This is a genomic window from Telluria sp. ZT3P25, assembly GCF_059685895.1.
In genome coordinates this window covers 1,309,089-1,329,827 of the sequence record NZ_JCASIJ010000001.1, presented here as the reverse complement: position 1 = coordinate 1,329,827, position 20,739 = coordinate 1,309,089, and the positions used below count along the sequence as shown (strand labels likewise).

Annotated in this window: 16 protein-coding genes; 6 read left to right on the top strand and 10 right to left on the bottom strand. The window is 67.5% G+C overall.

Translation table 11 applies throughout. The features are described from left to right. Window positions 1–9 precede the first annotated feature (9 nt). From tssH to AC56LY_RS06060, 6 genes are all read right to left on the bottom strand, one after another. The gene (tssH, locus tag AC56LY_RS06085) at window positions 10–2,667 is read right to left on the bottom strand and encodes a type VI secretion system ATPase TssH (RefSeq protein WP_499577434.1); all 2,658 of its coding nucleotides are present in this window, start codon (window positions 2,665–2,667) and stop codon (window positions 10–12) included. Window positions 2,668–2,679: 12 nt separating this feature from the next. Next, window positions 2,680–3,177 carry a type VI secretion system baseplate subunit TssE gene (gene tssE / locus AC56LY_RS06080; RefSeq protein ID WP_499577432.1) on the bottom strand — a complete coding sequence of 166 codons (498 nt, stop codon included), beginning with the start codon at window positions 3,175–3,177 and terminating at the stop codon, window positions 2,680–2,682. 74 nt (window positions 3,178–3,251) lie between these two features. After that, a complete protein-coding gene (locus AC56LY_RS06075; RefSeq protein ID WP_183551309.1) occupies window positions 3,252–3,743 on the bottom strand; it encodes an Hcp family type VI secretion system effector in 492 nt (163 codons plus the stop codon). Window positions 3,744–3,798: 55 nt separating this feature from the next. Beyond that, window positions 3,799–5,289 carry a type VI secretion system contractile sheath large subunit gene (gene tssC / locus AC56LY_RS06070; protein WP_499577431.1) on the bottom strand — a complete coding sequence of 497 codons (1,491 nt, stop codon included), beginning with the start codon at window positions 5,287–5,289 and terminating at the stop codon, window positions 3,799–3,801. 1 nt (window position 5,290) lies between these two features. Continuing rightward, the gene (gene tssB / locus AC56LY_RS06065; protein WP_499577429.1) at window positions 5,291–5,806 is read right to left on the bottom strand and encodes a type VI secretion system contractile sheath small subunit; all 516 of its coding nucleotides are present in this window, start codon (window positions 5,804–5,806) and stop codon (window positions 5,291–5,293) included. A gap of 60 nt (window positions 5,807–5,866) precedes the next feature. Further along, window positions 5,867–6,448, bottom strand: a complete 582-nt coding sequence (locus AC56LY_RS06060; protein WP_499577427.1) for a tetratricopeptide repeat protein — start codon at window positions 6,446–6,448, stop codon at window positions 5,867–5,869. 203 nt (window positions 6,449–6,651) lie between these two features. On the opposite strand from AC56LY_RS06060, the gene tssJ reads away from it, so the two are divergent. From tssJ to icmH, 3 genes are read left to right on the top strand one after another with little or no spacing between them, the layout of a single operon-like run. After that, window positions 6,652–7,215: a type VI secretion system lipoprotein TssJ gene (tssJ, locus tag AC56LY_RS06055; protein WP_499577424.1), complete on the top strand. Its 564-nt coding sequence runs from the start codon at window positions 6,652–6,654 to the stop codon at window positions 7,213–7,215. A gap of 54 nt (window positions 7,216–7,269) precedes the next feature. Next, window positions 7,270–8,661, top strand: a complete 1,392-nt coding sequence (gene tssK, locus AC56LY_RS06050) for a type VI secretion system baseplate subunit TssK (RefSeq protein WP_499577422.1) — start codon at window positions 7,270–7,272, stop codon at window positions 8,659–8,661. Continuing rightward, window positions 8,658–9,422 (top strand): type IVB secretion system protein IcmH/DotU, encoded by a 765-nt coding sequence (icmH, locus tag AC56LY_RS06045; RefSeq protein ID WP_499577421.1) that lies wholly within the window; start codon window positions 8,658–8,660, stop codon window positions 9,420–9,422. The genes tssK and icmH overlap by 4 nt, the downstream gene beginning before the upstream one ends. A gap of 43 nt (window positions 9,423–9,465) precedes the next feature. Here icmH and AC56LY_RS06040 read toward each other — a convergent pair whose 3' ends face one another. From AC56LY_RS06040 to AC56LY_RS06025, 4 genes are all read right to left on the bottom strand, one after another. Then, window positions 9,466–10,239, bottom strand: a complete 774-nt coding sequence (locus AC56LY_RS06040) for an OmpA family protein (protein WP_499577419.1) — start codon at window positions 10,237–10,239, stop codon at window positions 9,466–9,468. A 1-nt stretch (window position 10,240) separates the two neighbouring features. Continuing rightward, a complete protein-coding gene (gene tagF, locus AC56LY_RS06035) occupies window positions 10,241–11,188 on the bottom strand; it encodes a type VI secretion system-associated protein TagF (RefSeq protein ID WP_499577417.1) in 948 nt (315 codons plus the stop codon). Further along, window positions 11,188–14,952 (bottom strand): type VI secretion system membrane subunit TssM, encoded by a 3,765-nt coding sequence (tssM, locus tag AC56LY_RS06030; protein WP_499577415.1) that lies wholly within the window; start codon window positions 14,950–14,952, stop codon window positions 11,188–11,190. The genes tagF and tssM overlap by 1 nt, the downstream gene beginning before the upstream one ends. Window positions 14,953–15,071: 119 nt before the next feature. Next, on the bottom strand, window positions 15,072–15,911 hold the full coding sequence (locus AC56LY_RS06025) for a M15 family metallopeptidase (RefSeq protein ID WP_499577413.1): 840 nt from the start codon (window positions 15,909–15,911) through the stop codon (window positions 15,072–15,074). Window positions 15,912–15,971: 60 nt separating this feature from the next. On the opposite strand from AC56LY_RS06025, the gene AC56LY_RS06020 reads away from it, so the two are divergent. The 3 genes from AC56LY_RS06020 (at window position 15,972) to AC56LY_RS06010 (ending at window position 20,736) form a co-directional block, all read left to right on the top strand. After that, window positions 15,972–16,706, top strand: a complete 735-nt coding sequence (locus tag AC56LY_RS06020; RefSeq protein ID WP_499577410.1) for a hypothetical protein — start codon at window positions 15,972–15,974, stop codon at window positions 16,704–16,706. 87 nt (window positions 16,707–16,793) lie between these two features. Continuing rightward, window positions 16,794–18,449 carry a VRR-NUC domain-containing protein gene (locus AC56LY_RS06015; protein WP_499577407.1) on the top strand — a complete coding sequence of 552 codons (1,656 nt, stop codon included), beginning with the start codon at window positions 16,794–16,796 and terminating at the stop codon, window positions 18,447–18,449. Further along, complete coding sequence (locus tag AC56LY_RS06010) at window positions 18,388–20,736, top strand: ATP-dependent DNA helicase (RefSeq protein WP_499577404.1); 2,349 nt, start codon at window positions 18,388–18,390, stop codon at window positions 20,734–20,736. Before AC56LY_RS06015 ends, AC56LY_RS06010 begins: the two co-directional genes overlap by 62 nt. The last annotated feature ends 3 nt before the right edge of the window (window positions 20,737–20,739 follow it).

Below are 20,739 nucleotides of genomic sequence, written 5' to 3'. Positions count from 1 at the left end.
TCCTTGAGATCAAGCCTGCACCGGTTCGATCAGGTATTTGAACTTGCCGGCGCGGGTGGCGCCGACCTTCACACGCGTGATCGCGCCGCCTTCCATCATCCGCGCCAGCACGCTGTCAGCGATGTCGGGCAGCAGCGTGCCGCCCAGGATATTGTCGACATTGCGCGCGCCGGAATCGACTTCCGTGCAGCGGCTGAGCACTGCCGCCACCAGCGCGTCGTCGTACTCGAACAGGGCCTTGTGGTTGTCCAGCACGCGCGCGCCGATGCGCGCGAGCTTCAGGCGGATGATATTGGCCAGCACCTCGTCACCGATCGGATAGAACGGCACCACGCTCAAGCGGCCCAGGAACGCCGGCTTGAAATGCTTCATCAGGCTCGGACGCAGCAGGTCGGCCAGCGCGTCGGGCGCGGGCATGTCGGCGGCCGGCTTGTTCAGGCACGCGGCCATCACCTGACTGGCGCCCACGTTCGACGTCAGGATGATGATCGTGTTGCGAAAGTCGATTTCGCGGCCTTCGGCGTCGTCCATCACGCCCTTGTCGAAGACCTGGAAGAACAGCTCGAGCACGTCCGGGTGCGCTTTCTCGGCTTCGTCGAGCAGCACCACACTGTACGGGTTGCGCCGCACCGCTTCGGTCAGCACGCCCCCTTCGCCATAACCCACATAGCCCGGCGGCGAGCCTTTGAGGCCGGAGACGCTGTGCGCTTCCTGGTACTCGCTCATATTGATCGTGATGAGTTTGCGCTCGCCGCCGTACAGGATGTCGGCCAGCGCCAGCGCCGTTTCGGTCTTGCCCACGCCCGAGGTGCCAACGAACAGGAACACGCCCTTCGGCTTGTTCGGATCGTCGAGACTGGCGCGCGCCGTGCGCACGCGCTGGGCCACGACGCTGCTCGCGTGGCGCTGGCCCAGGATGCGCTCGTCGAGCATCGCCTGCAGATTGACGACGGTGCGGATTTCATCCTTGACCATGCGTCCGAGCGGGATGCCGGTCCAGGCCGCGACAATGGCGGCGACCGTGTGCCCGTCGACCTGCACAGGCACCAGCGGGGCGTCGCCCTGCAGGCTACGCAGGCGCTCGCCGAGCGCGCGCAGCTGCGTGCTGCCGCCGTCGGCCCCGTTCAATCCGGCCGCTTCGAGTTCGGCGCGCAGTGTACCGATCTGGCCCGCCAGCACCTGCTCGTCGGCCCAGCGGCGCTGCAGCGCGGCCTGCTCGGTAGTCGCCCTGGCGCGGTCCTCGCCCAGCGTCGCCAGCACCTGCGCGTGATCGTCCCCGGCGCTGGCATCGCGGCTCAGGGCCTTGACGCGGGCGTCGAAACGCTCGATGCGGCGCCCGCAATCTTCCAGCAGCGCCGGCGTCGCGCTCTGGCCCAGCGCCACCCTGGCGCACGCCGTGTCCAGCACACTGATCGCCTTGTCTGGCAACTGACGCCCGCTGATGTAGCGGTGCGACAGGCGCACTGCCTCGGTGATGGCCTCGTCGTAGATGCGCACGCCGAAGTGCTGCTCCATCAATGGCGCCATCGCGCGCAGCATCGCAGCCGCAGTGTCTTCGTCGGGCTCTTCGACCTTGATCACCTGAAAGCGCCGCGCGAGCGCGGCATCCTTTTCGAAGTATTTCTTGTATTCGCCCCAGGTGGTCGCGGCGATCGTACGCAGCTCGCCGCGCGCGAGCGCTGGCTTGAGCAGGTTGGCCGCATCGTTCTGGCCGGCCGCGCCGCCGGCGCCGATCATCGTGTGCGCTTCGTCAATGAACAGGATGATCGCGTGCGCGCTTTGCTTGATCTCCTGGATCACGTTCTTGAGACGGTTTTCGAACTCGCCCTTCACGCTGGCGCCGGCTTGCAGCAAGCCCATGTCGAGCGTGTGGATCTCGGCACCCTTGAGCACATCCGGCACGTCACCATGCGCGATACGCAGCGCCAGGCCTTCGACGACGGCCGTTTTGCCGACGCCCGCCTCACCGGTCAGGATCGGGTTGTTCTGGCGCCGGCGCATCAGGATGTCGATCGCCTGGCGGATTTCCATGTCGCGGCCAATGACCGGATCGAGCTTGCCGTCACGCGCACGGGCAGTCAGGCACGTCGTGTACTGATCGAGGGCGGGCGTGGCGCGGCCCGCGGACTGCGCCAGCGCCGATGCCGCGTCCGGCCCTGACTCGCCGACCTCGGGCGCGATGCCCTGCGCTTCGACCGAGCCGCGCGTCAGGCGTTCGGGATCGTGCTTCAGGCGGTCAAGCGGAAAGCGCGCGAACAGCGGCGATGCGCGCTGCGCCAGTTGCGCCAGCGACGGCTCGGTCAAGAGGGCCAGCAGCAGATGGCTGCTGCGGATCGTTGGCGGCCCGCCGACCCCGAGCGAAGCGATCAGCCACGCATGCTCGAACAGCAGCGGCAGATGGCGTGAAAACACGGGCATGCGCGCGCTGCCGGTGGCAAAGCGCGCCACCTCGCGGCGCAGGTCGGCGTCAAGCCCGGTCAAACTGATGTCGCAGTGGCGCGCGATCGCAGCCAGGTCGCTGCCCGGCTGCTCGATCAGGCCAAGAAACAGGTGCTCGACATCGACTTCGTACTGGCCCAATCCAACGCAGATGCCGGCCGCGCGCGTGGCCGCCGCGCGGGTGGTGTCGTTGAGCTTCGAGATCAGCGTCTTGAGATTGATGTCCATCGTGTCTCCTGGTCAGGTGCCGTCGCGGCCTTTGGCGGGCCTAACGGTGCGGTGGATGTTGTAGTGCAGCGACGACGGTTGCAGCACCGCGTTGAAGTTGATCGTCTCGTGCTGGCCGTCCAGCACGAGACGGGCATGGATGGCGAACTGCAGCCGATTCACGGCGCCCGCATCCGGCTCGAGCACGGCGCGTACGTCGGACAGGCGCGGCTCGTGCGCCGCGATCGCCGCTTCGATGCTGGCGCAGATGGCGGCGCGGTCGATGCTGCTGGTCAGGCAACAGCCAGCAAAATCGACCAGGCCATAGTGCAGCAGCGACGCGCGCGCATGCGGGTAGCCGGCCAGATCGCCGGCATCAAGCGCGATCCGGGTATTGAGCAGCGCTTCGAGGTCGCGCGCGACGCTGTCCTTGAAACCCTCGATGCCAATCCGCGTGCAAGAGGTGTCAGGGACAGCATCGCGACGTTCGTCCATCAGCCGGTCGAGCAGGCCGGGCGTACAGCGATGCATGGTGTCTCCCGGGGAGTCGGTACGACGAACACGCGGCGGCGCGCGGCCGCCGCGTGGAAAGCGGCGGGCGCCGCTCAGACGATCTTGTTGGCCGCCAGGTCCCAGCCGCCCGAGGTGTTGCCGCCGGCGCCGCCGGTCACCTTCTGCTGGGTGTATTTCCACTTGATCTTCGAGAACTTCAGGCCCACTGCTTCGTGGATGATGCTGCCTTCGGCGACGCTCGGCTGGACGCCGCCGATCAGCACGTTTTCAAGCTCGATCTCGAAGTACTTGATGCGCTCGCCCTGGCCATCGGCGCGCATGAATTCCAGCTTGGCCTTCGGGATGGTCTTGCCTGCCGAGCAGGTCTGCAACAGGATGGGCGAAGCCAGGTCGGCGAGCTTGGTCAGCGCGATTTCCTGGTGCTCGCAGCGCTCGGCGGTGTGGCCGCCGCCGGTGGATGCCGTGGCCGAACGGGGCTGGCTCACGCCCCAGTTCACCGAGGTGCACTCGATCCAGTCCTTGTGCCGGTCATCCTGCGACTCGCCTTTGATCCCGTCGATCTGCAGGTACACGTCAATTGCCATGTTCTACTCCAAGTGTGATTGAAACGTCGGTTGAATAACAAGTTGGTTACAGCGGTCAGTTCTTGGTCGATTGCGGCAACTCCGCGACCAAACGGAGCGAAACGGACAGCTCGTCGAGCTGGAAATGCGGTCGCAGGAACGACACGGCGCGGTAGACGCCGGGCCGGCCCGGCACCTCGGAGACCTGCACGCTGGCTTCGCGCAGCGGGAACTGCGCTTTCTGGTCCTGGCTTGCGTTATCGTCGAGCAGAACGTATTGGGTGAGCCAGCGGTTCAGGTAATCCTCGACATTGGACGCTGCCGCGAAGCTGCCGATCTTGTCGCGCATCATGGATTTCATGTAGTGCGCAATCCGCGACACGGCAAAGATGTATTGAAGTTGCGACGACAGCACCGCATTCGCATTGGCCGCCTCGTTGTTGTACTTGCGCGCCTTCTGCGCCGACTGCGCGCCAAAGAACGCCGCGTACGACGTGTTCTTGCAGTGCACGAGCGAGATGAAGCCCAGGTCCGACAGCTCTTTCTCGCGCCGGTCCGTGATCGCCACTTCGGTCGGGCATTTCAGCGCCACCTCGCCTTCGTCGGTCTTGAACGTGTGCGTCGGCAGATTTTCGACCAGGCCGCCGCCCTCGACGCCGCGGATTGCCGCGCACCAGCCGTAATCCTCGAACGCGCGCGTCAGGCGCGCGCCGAACGCATACGCGGCGTTGCACCACAGGTAGCGCGAATGGTCGCTGCCGTCGACATCCTCGACGTAATTGAAGCCTTCGGTGGTCATGCCGTCGGCCGGGTGGTACGGCAGCCGGCCCAGGAAGCGTGGCAGCGTCAGGCCGACGTAGCGTGCGTCTTCCGATTCCCGGAACGCCTTCCACTTCGCGTATTCGACGGTGTCGAATACCTTGGCCAGGTCGCGCGGCCTGCCCAGTTCGCCGAAGCTTTCGACACCGAACAGTTCGGGGCTGGAGGATGTGATGAACGGCGCGTGGCTGGCGGCGGCCACGTGCGACATCTGCTCCAGAAAATACATGTCTTCGGGCTGGCGCGAGATCTCGAAGTCGCCGATCAGCGTGCCGTACGGCGCGCCGCCGAAGGTGCCGAATTCTTCTTCGTAGATTTTCTTGAACATCGTGCTCTGGTCGAACTCCATGGCCGACTGGAAGTCTTTTACCAGCTCGCGCTTGGACGCGTTGAGCATGCGGATCTGCAGGTTGGCGCCGGTGGTGCTGTTTTTGACCAGGTATTGCAGGCCGGTCCAGCTGCGCTCGAGCTTCTGGAATTCGGGCGCGTGCATGACGGCGGAGAGCTGTTCCGAGATCATCCGGTCGAGCTCTGCCAGCCGGACATCGATCGTGGCCGACAGGTTGGAGGACATCACCATCGTGCCCTGCATGACCTGGCTGACCAGCTCCGAAATCAGGTCGCGCGCCCGTGCATGCTCGCTGCTGGACGTGGCCACGCGGCTTTGTTCGACGATCTGGTCGAGCAGCGTCGCATCCAGCTCGGGCGCGCCCGGCTGTGCGTTGATTGCGTCGAGAACCGCGGCCATCTCAACCCTCCTCGCCCGCGTCGACATTCTGCTTGCGCAGGCTGCCCAGCTTTTCGGTATTGCCGAGCACGTCGGTCAGGATGTCTTCCAGCTTGTCGTTTCCGGCCAGCTTGTTGCGCAGGTCGGCCAGCTTGGTGCGCGCCTCGAGCAGCCCGGCCAGCGGCGCCACCTGGCGCACGACCGACTCGGGCCGGAAGTCGGCCATTTCGCGAAACTGCAGCTGCACGCCGAACGTGCCGCCGTCGGGCGACAGGTGATTCTCGACCTGGAAGCTCGCCACCGGCGCGACGCCGCCCAGCACCTCGTCGAAATTGGAGGCATCGACGTTGACGAACTTGCGGTCCTTCAGGCGCTTCTTGTCGACCTGGGGATCGGTCCCGAAATCGCCGACGACGCCGACCACGAAGGGCAGCTCCTTGTTTTCGGTCGCGTCGCCGATCTCGACGTCATACGTCATCTGCACGCGCGGCGCGCGCACTTTCTGCAACCGTTTTTGTACGCTCTCGTTCTTGGCCATATCGACTCCAGTGGGGGATGGGATGGCCGGCATGGCCGGCCCCTGGTACGGGCTGCGGCGTTATTTCAGGACATCGAACGGGCTGCCGCCCGCAGGCGCCGGTGCGGGTCGCGCTGGCGCCGCCACCGCCGTCTGGGTCGGCGGCTTGCGCACCGGCGCGCGCACAACCGGGCGCGGGTTGACCAGGACTTCCTCGCCGAGGCTGGTGCGCAGCAGCCTGGCCAGGTCCTGCGCCTCGCTGCGCACCGAGCCCTGCAGATTGTTCTTGCGGGTCAGGTCAGCCAGGGCCTTGCTGGCCACGCGCAGGCCGCTGACGGCCATGATGCTGTAGGCCAGTGTGTCGTTGGGATCGCGCGCCAGCGCTTCCTGCGCATTGCTGATCGCCTCGCCATACTGGCTGGCGTCGAAACGAATCTGCGCCATGCGCACCCACGGTTTCTTGTCGACAGGATGGGCCACGCTGGCCGATTTGAGCAGCAGGATCGCCTGTTCGGGCTGGCGCGCCGCCACTGCCGCATCGGCCTGCGCGTAGAGGTTTCCGGATACGGCGGCGCGCGGTGCGCTCCCGCCCGTCCCTTCTGTGGCGCACCCTGCCAGGACGGCGACGCCGAGCAGCATGGGTAACAGTCGTTGGCGAATCATGTTCGGCTCCGGTGGATAAACAAGCCACCATTATTCGCATCGAGACCCATGCGAAGTTGCGCACTGTCAATGGCAAGCGAATTCAGCAGCCGCGTGTGGGATCGCGGTGCGAACCTGCCTGCACTTGCGCTGGCGCAGCGCATCCCGGCTGGAAACGGATTCAATCCAACGTTGGTGCTCAGGAAAATTCCAAGGAGAACGGAATGACGGCAACTAACCGCTGCGCGCTGCTGGCCCTTGCCCTCGCTGCGGCACTGTCCAGCTGCGGCGGCACCGCGCTCGGCCCGCTGGCAAGCCTGCGCAAGCCACCTGCGCTGGCCGAATCGCAAAAGCCGCCACGCAATGTGCTGCTGCGCATGCACGCGGCGACGCGCCTGAACGTTAACGAACGCGGCCAGCCGCTGGCACTCGCCGTGCGCCTGTACAAGCTGCGCCAGAAGGACGCGTTCGAAGGCGCGCCGTACGCGGCGTTTCTCGATCCGCAGCAGGAACGCGAGCGGCTTGGCGCCGATCTGGTCGACGTGCGCGAGATCATGCTGGTGCCGGGGCAGCGTTACGAGGTCACTGAAAGTGTGGCGCGCGAAGCCCGCCACATCGGCATCGTGGCGCTGTTCCACAATCCGGCAGCCGGCCACTGGCGCACGACGCTCAGCAGCGTGGACGCCGAGCGCGACGGCGTCACCATCGGCCTGCATGCCTGTGCGCTGAATGTGGCGGGCGGGCCCGCCGGTGCGGTGACGGCGCTGGCGTCTGCGCGCTGTCAATAAACGGCAGAATCTTTCCTGCAAGCTAAACAGTTTCGGACATCGAGCGAGGCCGACGTGAGCATGCCATCCAGGGTCTTGTGGGACGAGGGATTGTTCCTGCGGCCCCAGCATTTTCAGCAGCAGGAGCGCTACCACGAGGCGCGCCTGAACCAGACTGCCTGCGCGCTGCATCCGTATTGCTGGGGTGTGCGCAAGCTGACGGTCGATCTCGACGCGCTCAGGAACGACGTGCTGCGCATCGAGGCGCTCTCGCTGCTGTTCCCCGAGGGCGAGATATACCGGGCGCCCGACGGCGACCTGCTGCCGCCCCAGGTGCGCCTGGCCGATTTGCCGCCGGACCTGCAGAGCGTGACGTACCACGCCGCCCTGCCGGCGCTACGCACGCATGGCGACAACTGCAGCGGCGACGCCGGCGATGTCGACGACAGGCCGGATGACGCAGAAGGCGATCTGCGCTTTGCCCGCTATCAGCGCGACACGCACGAGACGCACGACCTGTACAGCAGCGCCGCCGAGGCCCCGGTCACGTATCTGCGCAAGGCGCTGCGGCTGGTGGCCGAAGGCGAAGCGCTCGAAGCGTACGACAGCTTTCCGCTGCTGCGCCTGCGCCGCGTGGCCACCGGCGGCTTCGAGCCCGATCCGGGCTTCATCCCGCCGAGCCTGTCGATCGATGCGGTGTCCGGCCCCGGAATGGGCCTGTACGGCGCCCTGGCGCGGCTGATGGAAAAGCTGCAGGCCAAGGTTGCCGCGCTGTATGGCGACCTGCGCGAACCGAGCCGCAACGTGGTCGAGATCCGCGGCGGCGACGTGTCGTCGTTCTGGCTCCTGCACACGGCCAGCGCCGGCTATGCGGCGCTGGCCCATTACCTGCACCACCGCGAACTGCATCCCGAACGCCTGTACGGCGCGCTGCTGCACCTGGCCGGTGGCCTGATGACCTATTCACGCAGCTACCGGCTCGATGACCTGCCGTCGTATGTCCATGCCGATCCGGCGCCGCAGTTTGCGCGCCTGGACGGCATCATCCGCGACCTGCTCGATACCGTGATTTCGTCACGCTATTTCACCATCGCCCTGCAGCGCGACCGGCCGTCGTACTACCATGGCGCACTCGACTCGGGCCGCATCACGCCCCAGACCACGCTGTATCTGGCGGTGGCCGCGGACATGCCGGCGCTGCGTCTGGTCGAGACGGTGCCACTGCAGTTCAAGGTCGGCGCACCCGAGGACGTCGACCGCTGCGTGCTCTCGGCGCTGCCGGGCGTGAAGCTGCTGCACGCACCGCAGGTGCCCAGCGCGATCCCCGTACGGCCCGACCTGGTGTACTTCGTGCTCGAGGCGCGCGCGCTGCTGTACGAGGCCATGCTCAAGGCGCAGGCGATCTCGGTCTACGTTCCCAACGGGCTGCGCGAATTGCGGCTCGAACTGATCGCGGTGTCGGCATGAGCGCGTTCATCGAGCGCCGGGCCGCGCCCAAGGCCGATGCCGGCGAGCGCGCCATCCGCACCCAACGCCTCAGCGACATCATGTACGAGGGGTTCTACGCGCTGTTCCTGCTCAAGACCGGTTGCGGGCCGCAGGACAAGGGCGCCTTCGCCGACAACATGACGAGCTTTCTTGGCGACGTCGACCGCAGCGCCAAGGCACTGGGCATCAGCGCCGACGATATTCAGGCTGCCAAATATGCATTTTGCTCGGCAGTCGACGAAATCATCCTGCGCTCGACCTTCGACGTGCGCGAGGCGTGGGAAACGCGGCCCCTGCAGCTGCGGGTCTTCGGCGACCAGCTGGCCGGCGAACACTTCTTTCACCGACTCGAAGACCTGCGCGCGCGCGGGGCGCAGCACGTCGAAGCGCTCGAGGTCTTCCATATGTGCCTGCTGCTGGGTTTCCAGGGGCGCTATGCGCTCGACGGCAAGGACAAGCTCGATTACCTGGTGGCGCGCCTGGGCGACGAGATCGCCCGCATGCGCGGCCGCACGCGCGGGTTCGCGCCGCAGGCCGAGCGGCCGGACCAAGTGATCAACCGCGTCCGCAGCGACCTGTCGCTGTGGGTGCTGGGCACGGTGTTCATGGTGGCCGGCCTGGGCGCGTACGTGGGCTTCCGGACAGTGCTGGGCAATGACACGCGCTATGCGCTGGCGCAGTACAACGATCTGGTCAAGCTGCCGCCTAAAGCGGCGAACGTGACGATCACGCTGCCATGACGCCTGGTGACTCCCGGCCTGCAATTTGCGGGCCGGGAGTCCTTTACTGAATCACCTTGAACTCGATGCGCCGGTTGCGCGCCTTGCCCTCCGGCGTGCGGTTGTCGGCCACCGGTCGGTCGGGCCCCTCGCCCGATACCGCGATCGACTCGGCGGCAATGCCCTGCGCCACCACATACGCCTTGACCGCTTCGGCGCGCGCCTGACTCAGCGACAGGTTGCCGGCGCGCGAACCGGCGTTGTCCGTGTGCCCGATCACCGCCACCTTCACGCCCTTGATCTTTTGCAGCGCGGCCGTCATCCCGTCCAGCACGGCGGTGCCGGCCGGCGTCAGGGCCGCCTTGCCGGACTCGAATTCGATGATGCGGTCAGCCAGTGCTGCATCCAGCACGCCCTGCTGCGACGCCTGCACGCGCAAGCCGTTGTTGACCGTGTAAGTGGGATTCAGGCTCGCCGCGATGTCGCCCGCGATCTGCTGGCGCTGGCCCTCGTTGAGCACATCGCCGCGCAGGCTGACGCTGTTGCCGTCGACCTTCAGCTGGCCGCCTTTCACCAGGCGCAGGTTCGGCCCGATCAGGCGGCCGACATACGCGCTCCAGTTGGCGGGCGTCGATACGGTGCCGACCGACAGCTGGTCGACCACGCGCGCCGCGCCGTAGACACTGCGCAGGCGCTCGAGCAGCGCCGCACGGGTGGCTTCGTCGGCCACGGTGCCGGTGATCAGGACCGGTGCTTCGGCCTGGGCCTGGGCTGCGCCGTGCGGCAGGCTTGCCAGACCCGCGACGCCCAGCATGACGATCAGTGTGCGAAGTGTCATGTCAGGCTCCGATGAAGGTGGTCATGAACAGCTCGCGTGCCAGCGCCAGCGGCAGGTCGGGCTGGGCCAGCTGGCTCGCCAGCGCACGCACGTCGGGGTCAAGCTGCAGCTGCTCGTCGATCCAGCCGGTGTGGCGCAAGCGCACCTGCAGCTCGGCGCCCACCAGCGGATCGATCATGGCGCGCAACGTGTCGGCCAGCGCGTCGCAAAAGCCCACCACCAGCACCGGCCGCTCGTCCTGGTGCGTGATGAACAGCGCCAGGTCGAACCCGGCGCGCCGCAGGAACGGCGCGATCAGCCCGAGCCAGAACGCGGCCACCGGATAGCGCGCCGCGGCGTCGAGCGGCAGTGGCAGCACGAGACTCTTGTCGAGGGCCCTGGGCTGGCTGTGCATCACCGGCTGCAGCAGCAGGCCAAGCGCCAGCACCAGCCGTTCGACGCCGCAACCGCCCAGCAGCGCGTCGAGCGAGCCGACCGTGCCGGCGTCGATCCAGTGCAGGTAGGCATCCGCGTCACCCAGGCCGATCGCGCTGTCGGCGATCGCCTGCAGCGACGCCGTGGGATCGGCGTCGGCCAGCACCTTCGGGCAGATGGCTTGCAGGAACTCCCACAGCGGCGCGAACGCGACCGGACAGTTCGCCACGAACGCGGCCGGATCGGCGACCGTCAGCGTGCGCGTGGCCAGAAACGGAAAGCGACGGCCCGACTGGTCGTGGCTGGCGCGCAGATGCCCGGCCACCGCGTGATGGCGCGCCGGGCCGACGAGGGCAAAACTGACGGGTGCCATGGCGTCGTAGTGAAAACGCCAGCGCGCGTCGGACGGCAGCAGCGTCATCACCTGCGCCAGCCAGGCATCGAGCATGCCGATCGCGGCAGGGTCATGCGCCAGCTTGACGAAGTCGGCGCGTGCCGGCAGCTTGCCGAAGTAACCGATCCGGTCGGGGCGCATCACTGGCCTCCCGTGCTGGCCAGCGTCGGAGCCGGGGTCGCCAGCGGCGGCGCATCGAAGTGGCCGACGATCGACGGCGGCAGCCGCATGCCACGAAACCCCTGCCCCTGCGTCTGCCCGCCGCCGCCCGCCTGCGCACTGCTGACGATCTTGAGGTCGACTGCCACCGTCACATTATTGACGCTCCAGCGCAGCTCGAACACGCCGCCGTCCTTCTTCGTGCGCTGCGCCGACTCGAACAGGCGCTGCAGGCCGAACTGGCCGGGCTGGTTGAACAGTTCCACGGTGCGGCCATCGAACGTGATGGCCGACACGCGCGCGCCCGACACGCCCTGCGGCCCCGGATGCACCATATTGCTCCAGCTGGGCGGGGTGTTGCGGTAGCGGAGTTGCTGGCCGTCGATCTCGACCGTGTATTCGAGCGTGCCAGGCGCCGTCAGGGGCAGTATCTGAAACACGGTCTGCGCCGCCGTGCCGGCCGCCACGCCGTTGTTCGACAGCGGCGCGATCCAGGCCGGGAACGCGGCCACCGCCTGCGGCGCGAGCGAGATGCCGATGTCGGCCCAGGTGCGCGCGGCCAGCACGTCGCCGCGCCGCACGACGAGCGGGCCCATGGCCGTGCCCACGAATTTGGCCACTGCGCCGTCGGGGCCGAACACCTGGCTGATCTCGCCCGGTGTGGCCTCGACGCTGGAGCCCTGCGCGAACGGGTACTTGGTCGCCAGCGTGCGCGTAAACGGTTCGACGACCTGCGCCTGCCAGGTCTTGTTGATCTCGGCCTCGGATGGCAGCACGATCATCGCGAAGGTCTGCGTCAGCGGGCGTACGAGCAGTGGCCGCAGCGCGCTTTTCTGGCTCTCGCTCATCCCGGTCAGCATCTGCTCGTCGACGTAGCGCAGCGCCTCGGCCAGTTCCGAGCCGCTGCCCTCAAGCGTCTGCTGCATGAACTGCTTGGCGCCCGGCCCCGGGTCGCCCTGGTTCTTCAGCGTGTTCAGGCGCGTGCGCAGGCGCGACAGCGCGTCGAGGTAGCCGGTCATCAGGGATGCCTCTTTTTCCTTTGCGCCGACCAGGCGCGCCACACCGGCAAACTCGCGCCCGATGGGCCCCGCGCCTTGCGGTCCGCCCGTCAATTCGACAGGATCGATGGTGTCGGCCAGCGTGCGCGCATCGGACGGGGCCCGGCGCAGGATTTTTTGCTTGATCCACTCGGCGACGCCACGTTCGGTCTTGCTTGCGGGCAGGCGCAACCCGCCCGGATTGTCCCACGCGGTCTCTTCATGGATCGTGCGCAGCAGCCGGGCGATGGGCGAGGATTGCGGGTCGCCCAGCCGGTTCATCGCCTGCACGCTGGCGTCGAAGCCGCGCAGGTCGGTGATCGTCACGCCCTGCAGGAACTTGACCCACTCGCGTGCGTAGTCGGCCTTGTACAGGTCGACCAGCGCCTTCTGGATCTGCTCCGGGCTGCCCTCCAATGTCAGGTCGTCGCGCGCCGTGGTCTTGAGTACCCAGTCGACGGTATTGAGTTCGCGGCTCGAAGCTTCGCGGATCGCGCCCAGCACGAACTTGTCCCACGCCGCGCGGGTGAACGCGCCACTGACGGCATGGCTGCCGGCCACCAGGGCGCCATCCTGTTCGCCGACGATGCGCGCCACCGTCACCGCCGGGAAGCGCGTCGCGGCGCGCGTGCGGATGTCGGCGTACACGCGTTCGCGCGCCGGCGTGCCGCGCACCACGCGGCGCAGGTGCTCGCGGGTGGTGTCGAGCAGGCCCAGCTTGAGCGTCATCTGCGGCCAGGCGGGATCGTCGACATTGGCCAGGTGGAAGCTCAGCAGGCGCTCGGCGCTACGGATCATCTGCTCGCGCGGCATCGCGCCGCGGTTCGCTTCCAGCCAGCAGCGCCAGTAGCGCGTCAGCTGGTCGTTCAGGTGTCCCGGCTCGGCATGACTTTTATCGCCGAGCATCAGGTAGGTCTTGAGCGCGTTGTAGGCGTCGCCGACGCTGGTGGGTGACGCATCCTGGTAGGGCTGGCCCGGCCGGGGCGCCGGCGTGGCGGCCTGGCGCGTCGGATCGAGGTTGGCGGCATTGGTATTGACTTCGGCGAGCATGGTTTCGAGCGCAGCCGTCACCGGTTCGACCATCACCGCGCGCACGCCGGCGAAGTATTCGTCGCGCAGCTTGCGCGATAGCTGCCCGCCCTGGTACAGGCCGAAGCCCAGCGCCCACGGCTTGTCCTGGTGATAGCCGTCGAGCAGCTCGATGCGGTCCTGCAGGATGTCGAGCGCCTCCAGCCGCGATTGCAGATCGATGCGCCCGGCCTGCAGTTTCGTGACTTTATCGAGGTCGGCCTGTACGTTGGCCACCAGCTGGCGGTTGCCCAGATAGGACCAGGACCAGCCGCCCATCGCGCAGCCGAGCAGGATCGTGGCCCCGAAGAACAGGCCCAGCTTCCAGCGCGCCGCCGCCGGTTTCGTGTAGCGTTTGACCAGATCGCGGTCGGCGAAGATCACCGTGCGAAACAGGTCGCGCAAAAAGTAGCCCGACTGCTCGCCCGTCGGCGCCGCGACGGTGCCCTCGCGCGCGCCGAGCGCCAGGTCGAAACGGCTGGCCACGCGCAGGCTCGACAGGTCTTGCACGCTGCCCTCCTGCAGCGCGCTGGTAAAGTAAAAGCCGCGAAACACGGGCTTGAACTGGTACGTGTTTTCGTCGAACAGCGTGGCCAGAAACGCACGCAGCGGCGTGCGGATCGCCGCGAATTCGAGCGGAAAGGTAAACACGCCCGGGCGCATCAGCGTGCTGCGGTTCGCGCCCATCCCGGCCAGGCTCATCTCCTTCAGGCCATCGACGAGCTCTTCGAATTGCGCGTCGAAAAACGCCAGCACGTCCTGCGGCGCGCTGCGACGGTTGTAGCGCAGCGTGGCGCCCCAGATGCGCTCGCGCTCGGCCTGTTCGCTGTCACTGAAAAAATCCAGGAACCCCGCCACCAGGTCGACTTTGGTGAACACGACATACACGGGCGGATGCACGCCCAGGCGCTCGGTCAGCTCCTGCATCCGGGTGCGCAGGTTCTTGGCCAGTTCATGCGATGCCGTGGCCGGGCCGGCCATCAGCTCGGCCACGCTCACGGCAATCAGGATGCCGTTCACCGGTGCGCGCTGACGATGGCGGCGCAGCAGGTCGAGAAAGCCGAACCATTCGTCGCGGTCGTCTTCCTGCACCGAATAGCGACCGGCCGTGTCGAGCAGGATGCCGTCGGTGGTGAAAAACCAGTCGCAATTGCGGGTGCCGCCCACGCCCTGCAACGCCTTGTTGCCGGGGATCGGAAACGTCAGCCCCGAGCGGACGATGGCGCTGCTCTTGCCCGCCGCCGGGTTGCCGATGACCATATACCACGGCAATTCGTACAGCGCGGCCGCCCCGCGCGTCAGGCCCAGCTTGGATGTCTTGATGGTGCTGACTGCGTCGAGCAGGTTCTTGCGCAGCACGGCAACATCGCCCTTGCCGCCGTCGTTCGCCCCTTCGTCCTCGCCATCATCGGTGGCAATGGCCGACGCGAGCCTGCGCCCTTCGCGCGCACCCCAGGCGCGCCGGATCATCCAGCCCACGCCCCAGATGCCCAGCAAGGCCAGGCCCACGATGGCAGACCACACGAGGCCGATGTCCAGCGCCACGGCGCCGAGCACCAGGAGCGCCGCGACGGCCGCCACGCCGATCAGGATCAGGATCGGCAGGCGGCTGTCGGACAGGAACTTCCAGAATCGTGCCATGGCGGGGCCCAGGTCCGTTGAAAAAAGAGTCTCACAGGAAATGCTCGCATGCGCATGGCAGCCACCGCTTGAGCGGGCGCAACACGGCGGACTTGGCGCAACGCTCAGTCGCCGCTGCGTCAGCGCTGCATCACCCCGCGCAGGCGCAACTCGGTGTGGCCAAAATCCATCATTTTCCAGCGCCCGCCCCAGGTCAGCCCCAGCGACTCGGCCACCTGGCCGTAGACCTGGTAGCCGCGCATCGCCCACGGGTCTTTTTCAGAAATGACCAGCTTGCCGTCGCGCAGGAACGCGCAATCGCCGGCCAGGCCGTACTGGTGCCAGCTCTGGAAAGCGCGCGCATTGGTGACGTTGCTGCCGCTGGCCGCCAGCGCATCCTGGCGCGCCGGGCTGCGGTAGCCTTCGAGCAGCGCCATCTCGTAGCCGTGCTGCTCTTTCATGATCTTGAATGCCAGCAGCAGGCGCGCGCTGAAATCGGGGTGCAGCAGGCCCCAGTTGCGGCTGGCGCCCACGAGCATCGGCCGCACCAGTTCGACTTCGGCGGTCGTGAAGGCGGCGGGTGGCAGCGCCACGGGTGGCGCCAGCTGTTCGCCGGCCAGGAGCGCCGCCACCTTTTCGTCCGGCATGGCGGCGCTGCCTTCGTACACGGGCAGCATGGCGGGGTTGCTCAGCGCCAGCGCAAGCAGCGACGGAATCAGGATCACCGGCGCGCCAATGGCCAGCAGCACCCGATGCTGGCGGACCGTGCGCACGATGCGCGCACGCACGCTGAACGCGGGGTTGTTGCGCACGGCATCCAGGGCCCGCCCGCCCGCGTGGCGCCAGGCGCCGGCACGCCTCGCCAGCGCGCGCAGGCTGCCGATGCTGCGCGTTGCCAATGCGCGACCCGCCGGGAACACAGCGAGCCAGATCAGCCCGGATGCGCCACAAACGTACAGAAGCGCGATAAAAATCAGCATCGGTACCTCCAGGATTGTTTCTAATCGGAACAAGAAAAATCCCATCTTAGGAGTGCTGCCGTGCGTCCACCCGACGAAAATCAAGCGAACCCCACGCACCCGCACCTGCGGCCCAATCTGATGTCGTCGGCGCGGCGCGGCGGCAACGAAGACAGCATCCTCGCCAAGCTCGAACGCGAGCCGGCGCGCCGCGCTGCGGCGAGTGGCAGCGGCATTCGGCTGGCCTGGTATGGCGGCGCCGTCGTCGTCGCACTGGGGTTGACCTGCATCCTGGCCTGGCTGGCGGCAGGCCAGGACGCGTTGCCCCCGTTCGAGGTCGCGCGCGCCAGTAACGTGGCGCGCAGCATGGCCGCGGCGGACGAACCGGTTGCGCCGGCGGCATCTGCCGTGATCATCGATGCGCCGCTGCCAGCCCCTGTCTTGCCCGTGATCGCCACGGCGGACCTCGCGCCCCAGCCGCTGCCGCCGCTGCGCCTGTTGAAACCGGCGGCGGTAGTGCGGGCGCCAGTCAAGCCCACACGCCCGCCCGCCGTGACGGAGCGCAGCGTGACGACGGCCACAACCAGGACCGCGCCTCCTGTCCCGGCACCGGCACGCATGCGCGTTGCGCTACCGCGTCAGGCCGCCCGGCCGGCGAAACATCCGGGACCGGCGCGCATCGCCGAGGTGCCCGACAGCGATGTCGCGCTGATCTCGGCGGTCATCTATCACGCCAATGGTCACGCGCTGCCCGAACCGGATGCGAACCCGGCGCATTGCAGCGACGACACCTGTCGTCCACGGCCAACGCGCTAGCACCGCCCCGGACGATCGCGCCGAAACTGCTGGATTCCCTGTCCGCCCGGGCTTATACTGTACATAAGAACAGTAACGCGGGTGGTCATGATCAGGTTGTTGGAAAACGAGTTTTATTATCTGGACAACTTTCAGCGCGTGCTCGACTGGATCGGCGAACGCTATGCCGACCTGCTCGACGCGCAAGAGCACGCGTTCCTGGCCGCCTTCCCTGCCCTGCCGCATGCGGCGCGCGCGCTGTTCGTGCGCATGGTCATGCGAAAAGGCACGCTGTTCCGGGCCAGCAAACTGCGCTACGCCGAGATCGGCTGCCCGGTCGAGGCCGCCAGCCACCTGCTTGGCACCGGCTGGATCGAAGCCGATCCCGAACTCTCGCTCGACGAACTGTTCGAGCTGCTCTCCAAGCCCGAAGTCGCCCAGGCCTTCCCGCACCTGCGCCAGAAAAGCGCGCGCAAGGGCGACCTGCTCGAGGCCTTGCGGAGCGACTGCGCCGATCCGCGTCGTTTCTCGGGCTGGTATGGCGACTGCCCCGACGTGGCCTGGCGCATCCACGTCAAGCCGCTGTGCGACCGCCTGCGCCTGGTTTTCTTCGGCAACCTGCGCCAGGGCTGGACCGACTTCGTGCTGTCCGACCTGGGCCTGTTCCGCTACGAACAGGTCGAGATCTCGCCGGCCTCGCGCGGGTTTCGCCAGCGCGCCGACATCGACCATTACATCCTGCTGCACGCGTGCCGTGAGCGCTTCGCTGCCGGTGAAGCCGTCGAGGATGTCGTGCGCGACCTGCCCGAGCATGCGTTCGACAACGACTGGCTGGCCAGCCGGCGCGAAAAGCTCGTGTTCCAGATCGGCCAGCACTACGAAAAGCAGAAAGACTGGGATGGCGCGTTTGCCGCCTACGCCCGCTGCCGCTACCCTGGCGCGCGGGGCCGCGCCATTCGGGTCCTTGAAAAACACGAGCGCTTCGACGACGCCTGGGCCCTGCTGACCGAGGCCCAGGCCACCCCCGAGAACGACGCCGAGCGCCAGCACCTGGCCCGCATCGCGCCGCGCCTGGCGCGCCGCCTGGGCCACGCGCGCCTGGGCCGGCTGCCGAAGACCGAGGTGCAGCGCATCGACCTGTGCCTTGTGCCGCCGAACGGCGAGCGCTGGGTCGAAGGCGCGGTGCGCGACCACCTGGCACAAGACGGTGCGCCCGTGTTCTACGTCGAAAACGCGCTGGCCAATACGCTGTTTGGCCTGCTGTGCTGGCGCGCCATCTTTGCCGCCATTCCCGGTGCGTTCTTCCACCCGTTCCACCGCGGCCCGGCAGACCTGTACAGCGCCGACTTCTACGCGCGCCGCCTGGCCGAATTTAGCGCCTGCTTCGACGAACTCGATTCCGGCGTCTACCGCGACACCATCCGCGCGACGTACCGCGACAAGGCCGGCCTGCAATCGCCCTTCGTGCACTGGGACGGCATCAGCCTCGAGCTGGTCGAACTGGCTTTGGACTGCATCCCGGCGGCCCACCTGCGCAAGTGGTGCGAGCGGATCCTGGCCGACGTGCGCGAAAACCGCACCGGCTTTCCCGACCTGATCCAGTTCTTCCCTCTCGAAAACCGCTACACGATGATCGAAGTGAAAGGCCCGGGCGACCGCCTGCAGGACAACCAGCAGCGCTGGATCGAGTACTGCGCCGCGCATGCGATGCCGGTGGCCGTCTGCTACCTGGTCTGGGATCTGGCGCCCGAGATGGCGGCCTGATTTGACCGGTACCACGCAACCCGCCTTCACGATCGCCGTGCGCGCACTGTGCGAGTTCACCGCCAAGGCCGGTGACCTCGACCTGCGCTTCACGCCCTCGCCCAGCGCGCAAGAAGGCATCGCCGGCCACGCCGTCGTTGCCGCACGCCGGGGCGATGGCTATCGCGCCGAGCTGCCGCTGTCGGGCGAATGGAACGGTTTGCGCGTGCGCGGCCGCGCCGACGGCTACGACGAAACCGAGAACCTGATCGAAGAGATCAAAACGCACCGCGGCCGCCCCGAGTCCATCCCCGACAACCACCGCCACCTGCACTGGGCGCAGGTGCGCGTGTATGGCCACCTGCTGTGCCAGGAGCGCGGCCTGGACGCAGTCAACCTGGCCCTGGTCTACTACGACATCGGCAGCGGCGTCGAAACCGTGCTGCGCGAGCAGCGCGACAGCGCCTGGCTGCAGACCCATTTTGCGGGCCTGTGCGAACGCTTCTCGAGCTGGGCCGCGCAAGAGAGCGCACACCGCGCCGCGCGCAACGACGCGCTGACGCACCTGCGCTTTCCGCATGCCGACTTCCGGCCCGGCCAGCGCCACCTGGCCGAGAGCATCTACCGCGCCAACACGAGCGGGCGCTGCCTGCTGGCACAAGCGCCGACCGGCATCGGCAAGACGGTCGGCAGCCTGTTCCCGACCCTCAAAGCCATGCCGCAGCAAGGCATCGACAAGGTGTTCTTCCTGGCCGCGAAGACGCCGGGCCGGCGCCTGGCACTCGATGGCGCGGCCAAACTGTGCTCGGCAACTGCAACCCCGCTGCGCGTGCTGGAACTGACCGCGCGCGACAAGGCCTGCGAACATCCGGATAAAGCGTGCCATGGCGACGCCTGCCCGCTGGCGCGCGGCTTCTACGACCGCCTGCCGGCCGCGCGCGCCGCTGCGGCCGAGGTGCTGGTGCTGGACCGCGAAGCGCTGCGCACGGTCGCCCTCGAACACGACGTCTGCCCGTACTACCTGGGCAGCGAGATGACGCGCTGGGTCGACATGATCGTCGGCGACTACAACTATTATTTCGACGGCGGCGCGATGCTGTACGCACTGGCGCAGGCCAACGGCTGGAAGGCCAGCGTGCTGGTCGACGAAGCCCACAACCTGGTCAACCGCGCGCGCTCGATGTACAGCGCAGAGATCGACCGCGAGCTGCTGCGCGCCGCCCGCGCCGTCGCGCCACCGGCGGTCAAGAAAGCGCTCGAGCGGGTCGGGCGCGCCTGGACCAATGTCGACAAGGGCGCGCCCGCGCCGTACCAGCTGCTCGAGTCGATGCCGGCGAAACTGGTCGATGCGCTGCAGGATGCATCCAGCACCATCAACGAACACCTGGCCGCCTTCCCCGGTCCGCTCGACCCTGACCTGCAGCGCTTTCATTTCGACGCGTTGCAATTTGCGCGCCTGGCTGAATCGTTCGGGCCGCATTCGCTGGTGGACCTGTCGCGCGACGCCGACCGCCCTACCCTGCGCGACTCGACCATCTGCATCCGCAACGTGGTACCGGCGCCGTTTCTCGGCCCGCGCTTTGCCGCGTCGCATTCGAGCACGCTGTTCTCCGGCACGCTCGGCACCTGGCAATACTGCACCGATACGCTTGGCCTGCCGGCCGACACGGCCTGGGTCGAAGTGGATTCGCCGTTCACGGCCAGCCAGCTCGATGTGCGTGTCGCCAAAGGCATTTCGACCCGCTACCAGGCGCGCGCCGCGTCGGTGCAGCCGATCGCCGAACTGATCGCGCGCCAGTTCCACGAACGCCCCGGCAACTACCTGGCGTTCTTCAGCAGCTTCGACTATATGGACCAGGTGGCCGGCGCGCTGGCGAAGCTGGACCCGGGCGTAACGGCCTGGCGCCAGGAACGCCGCATGAGCGAGACTGCGCGCCAGGGCTTCATCGACCGCTTCGCCATTGGCGGCGCCGGCGTGGGCTTTGCGGTGCTGGGCGGTGCATTCGGCGAAGGCGTCGACCTGCCGGGCGAGCGCCTGATCGGCGCGTTTGTCGCTACGCTCGGTCTGCCGCAGGTGAACCCCGTCAACGAACAACTGCGCGAGCGGATGCAGACGTTGTTTGGCGCCGGCTACGACTACACCTACCTGTACCCGGGCATCCAGAAAGTGGTGCAGGCGGCCGGCCGCGTGATCCGTACCGAGCAGGATCGCGGCGTGGTGTGGCTGATCGACGACCGCTTCGCCCAGCCGGGCATCCGTGCGCTGATGCCGGCGTGGTGGGAGCTCGGCACGCACAATTCGCGCTGAACG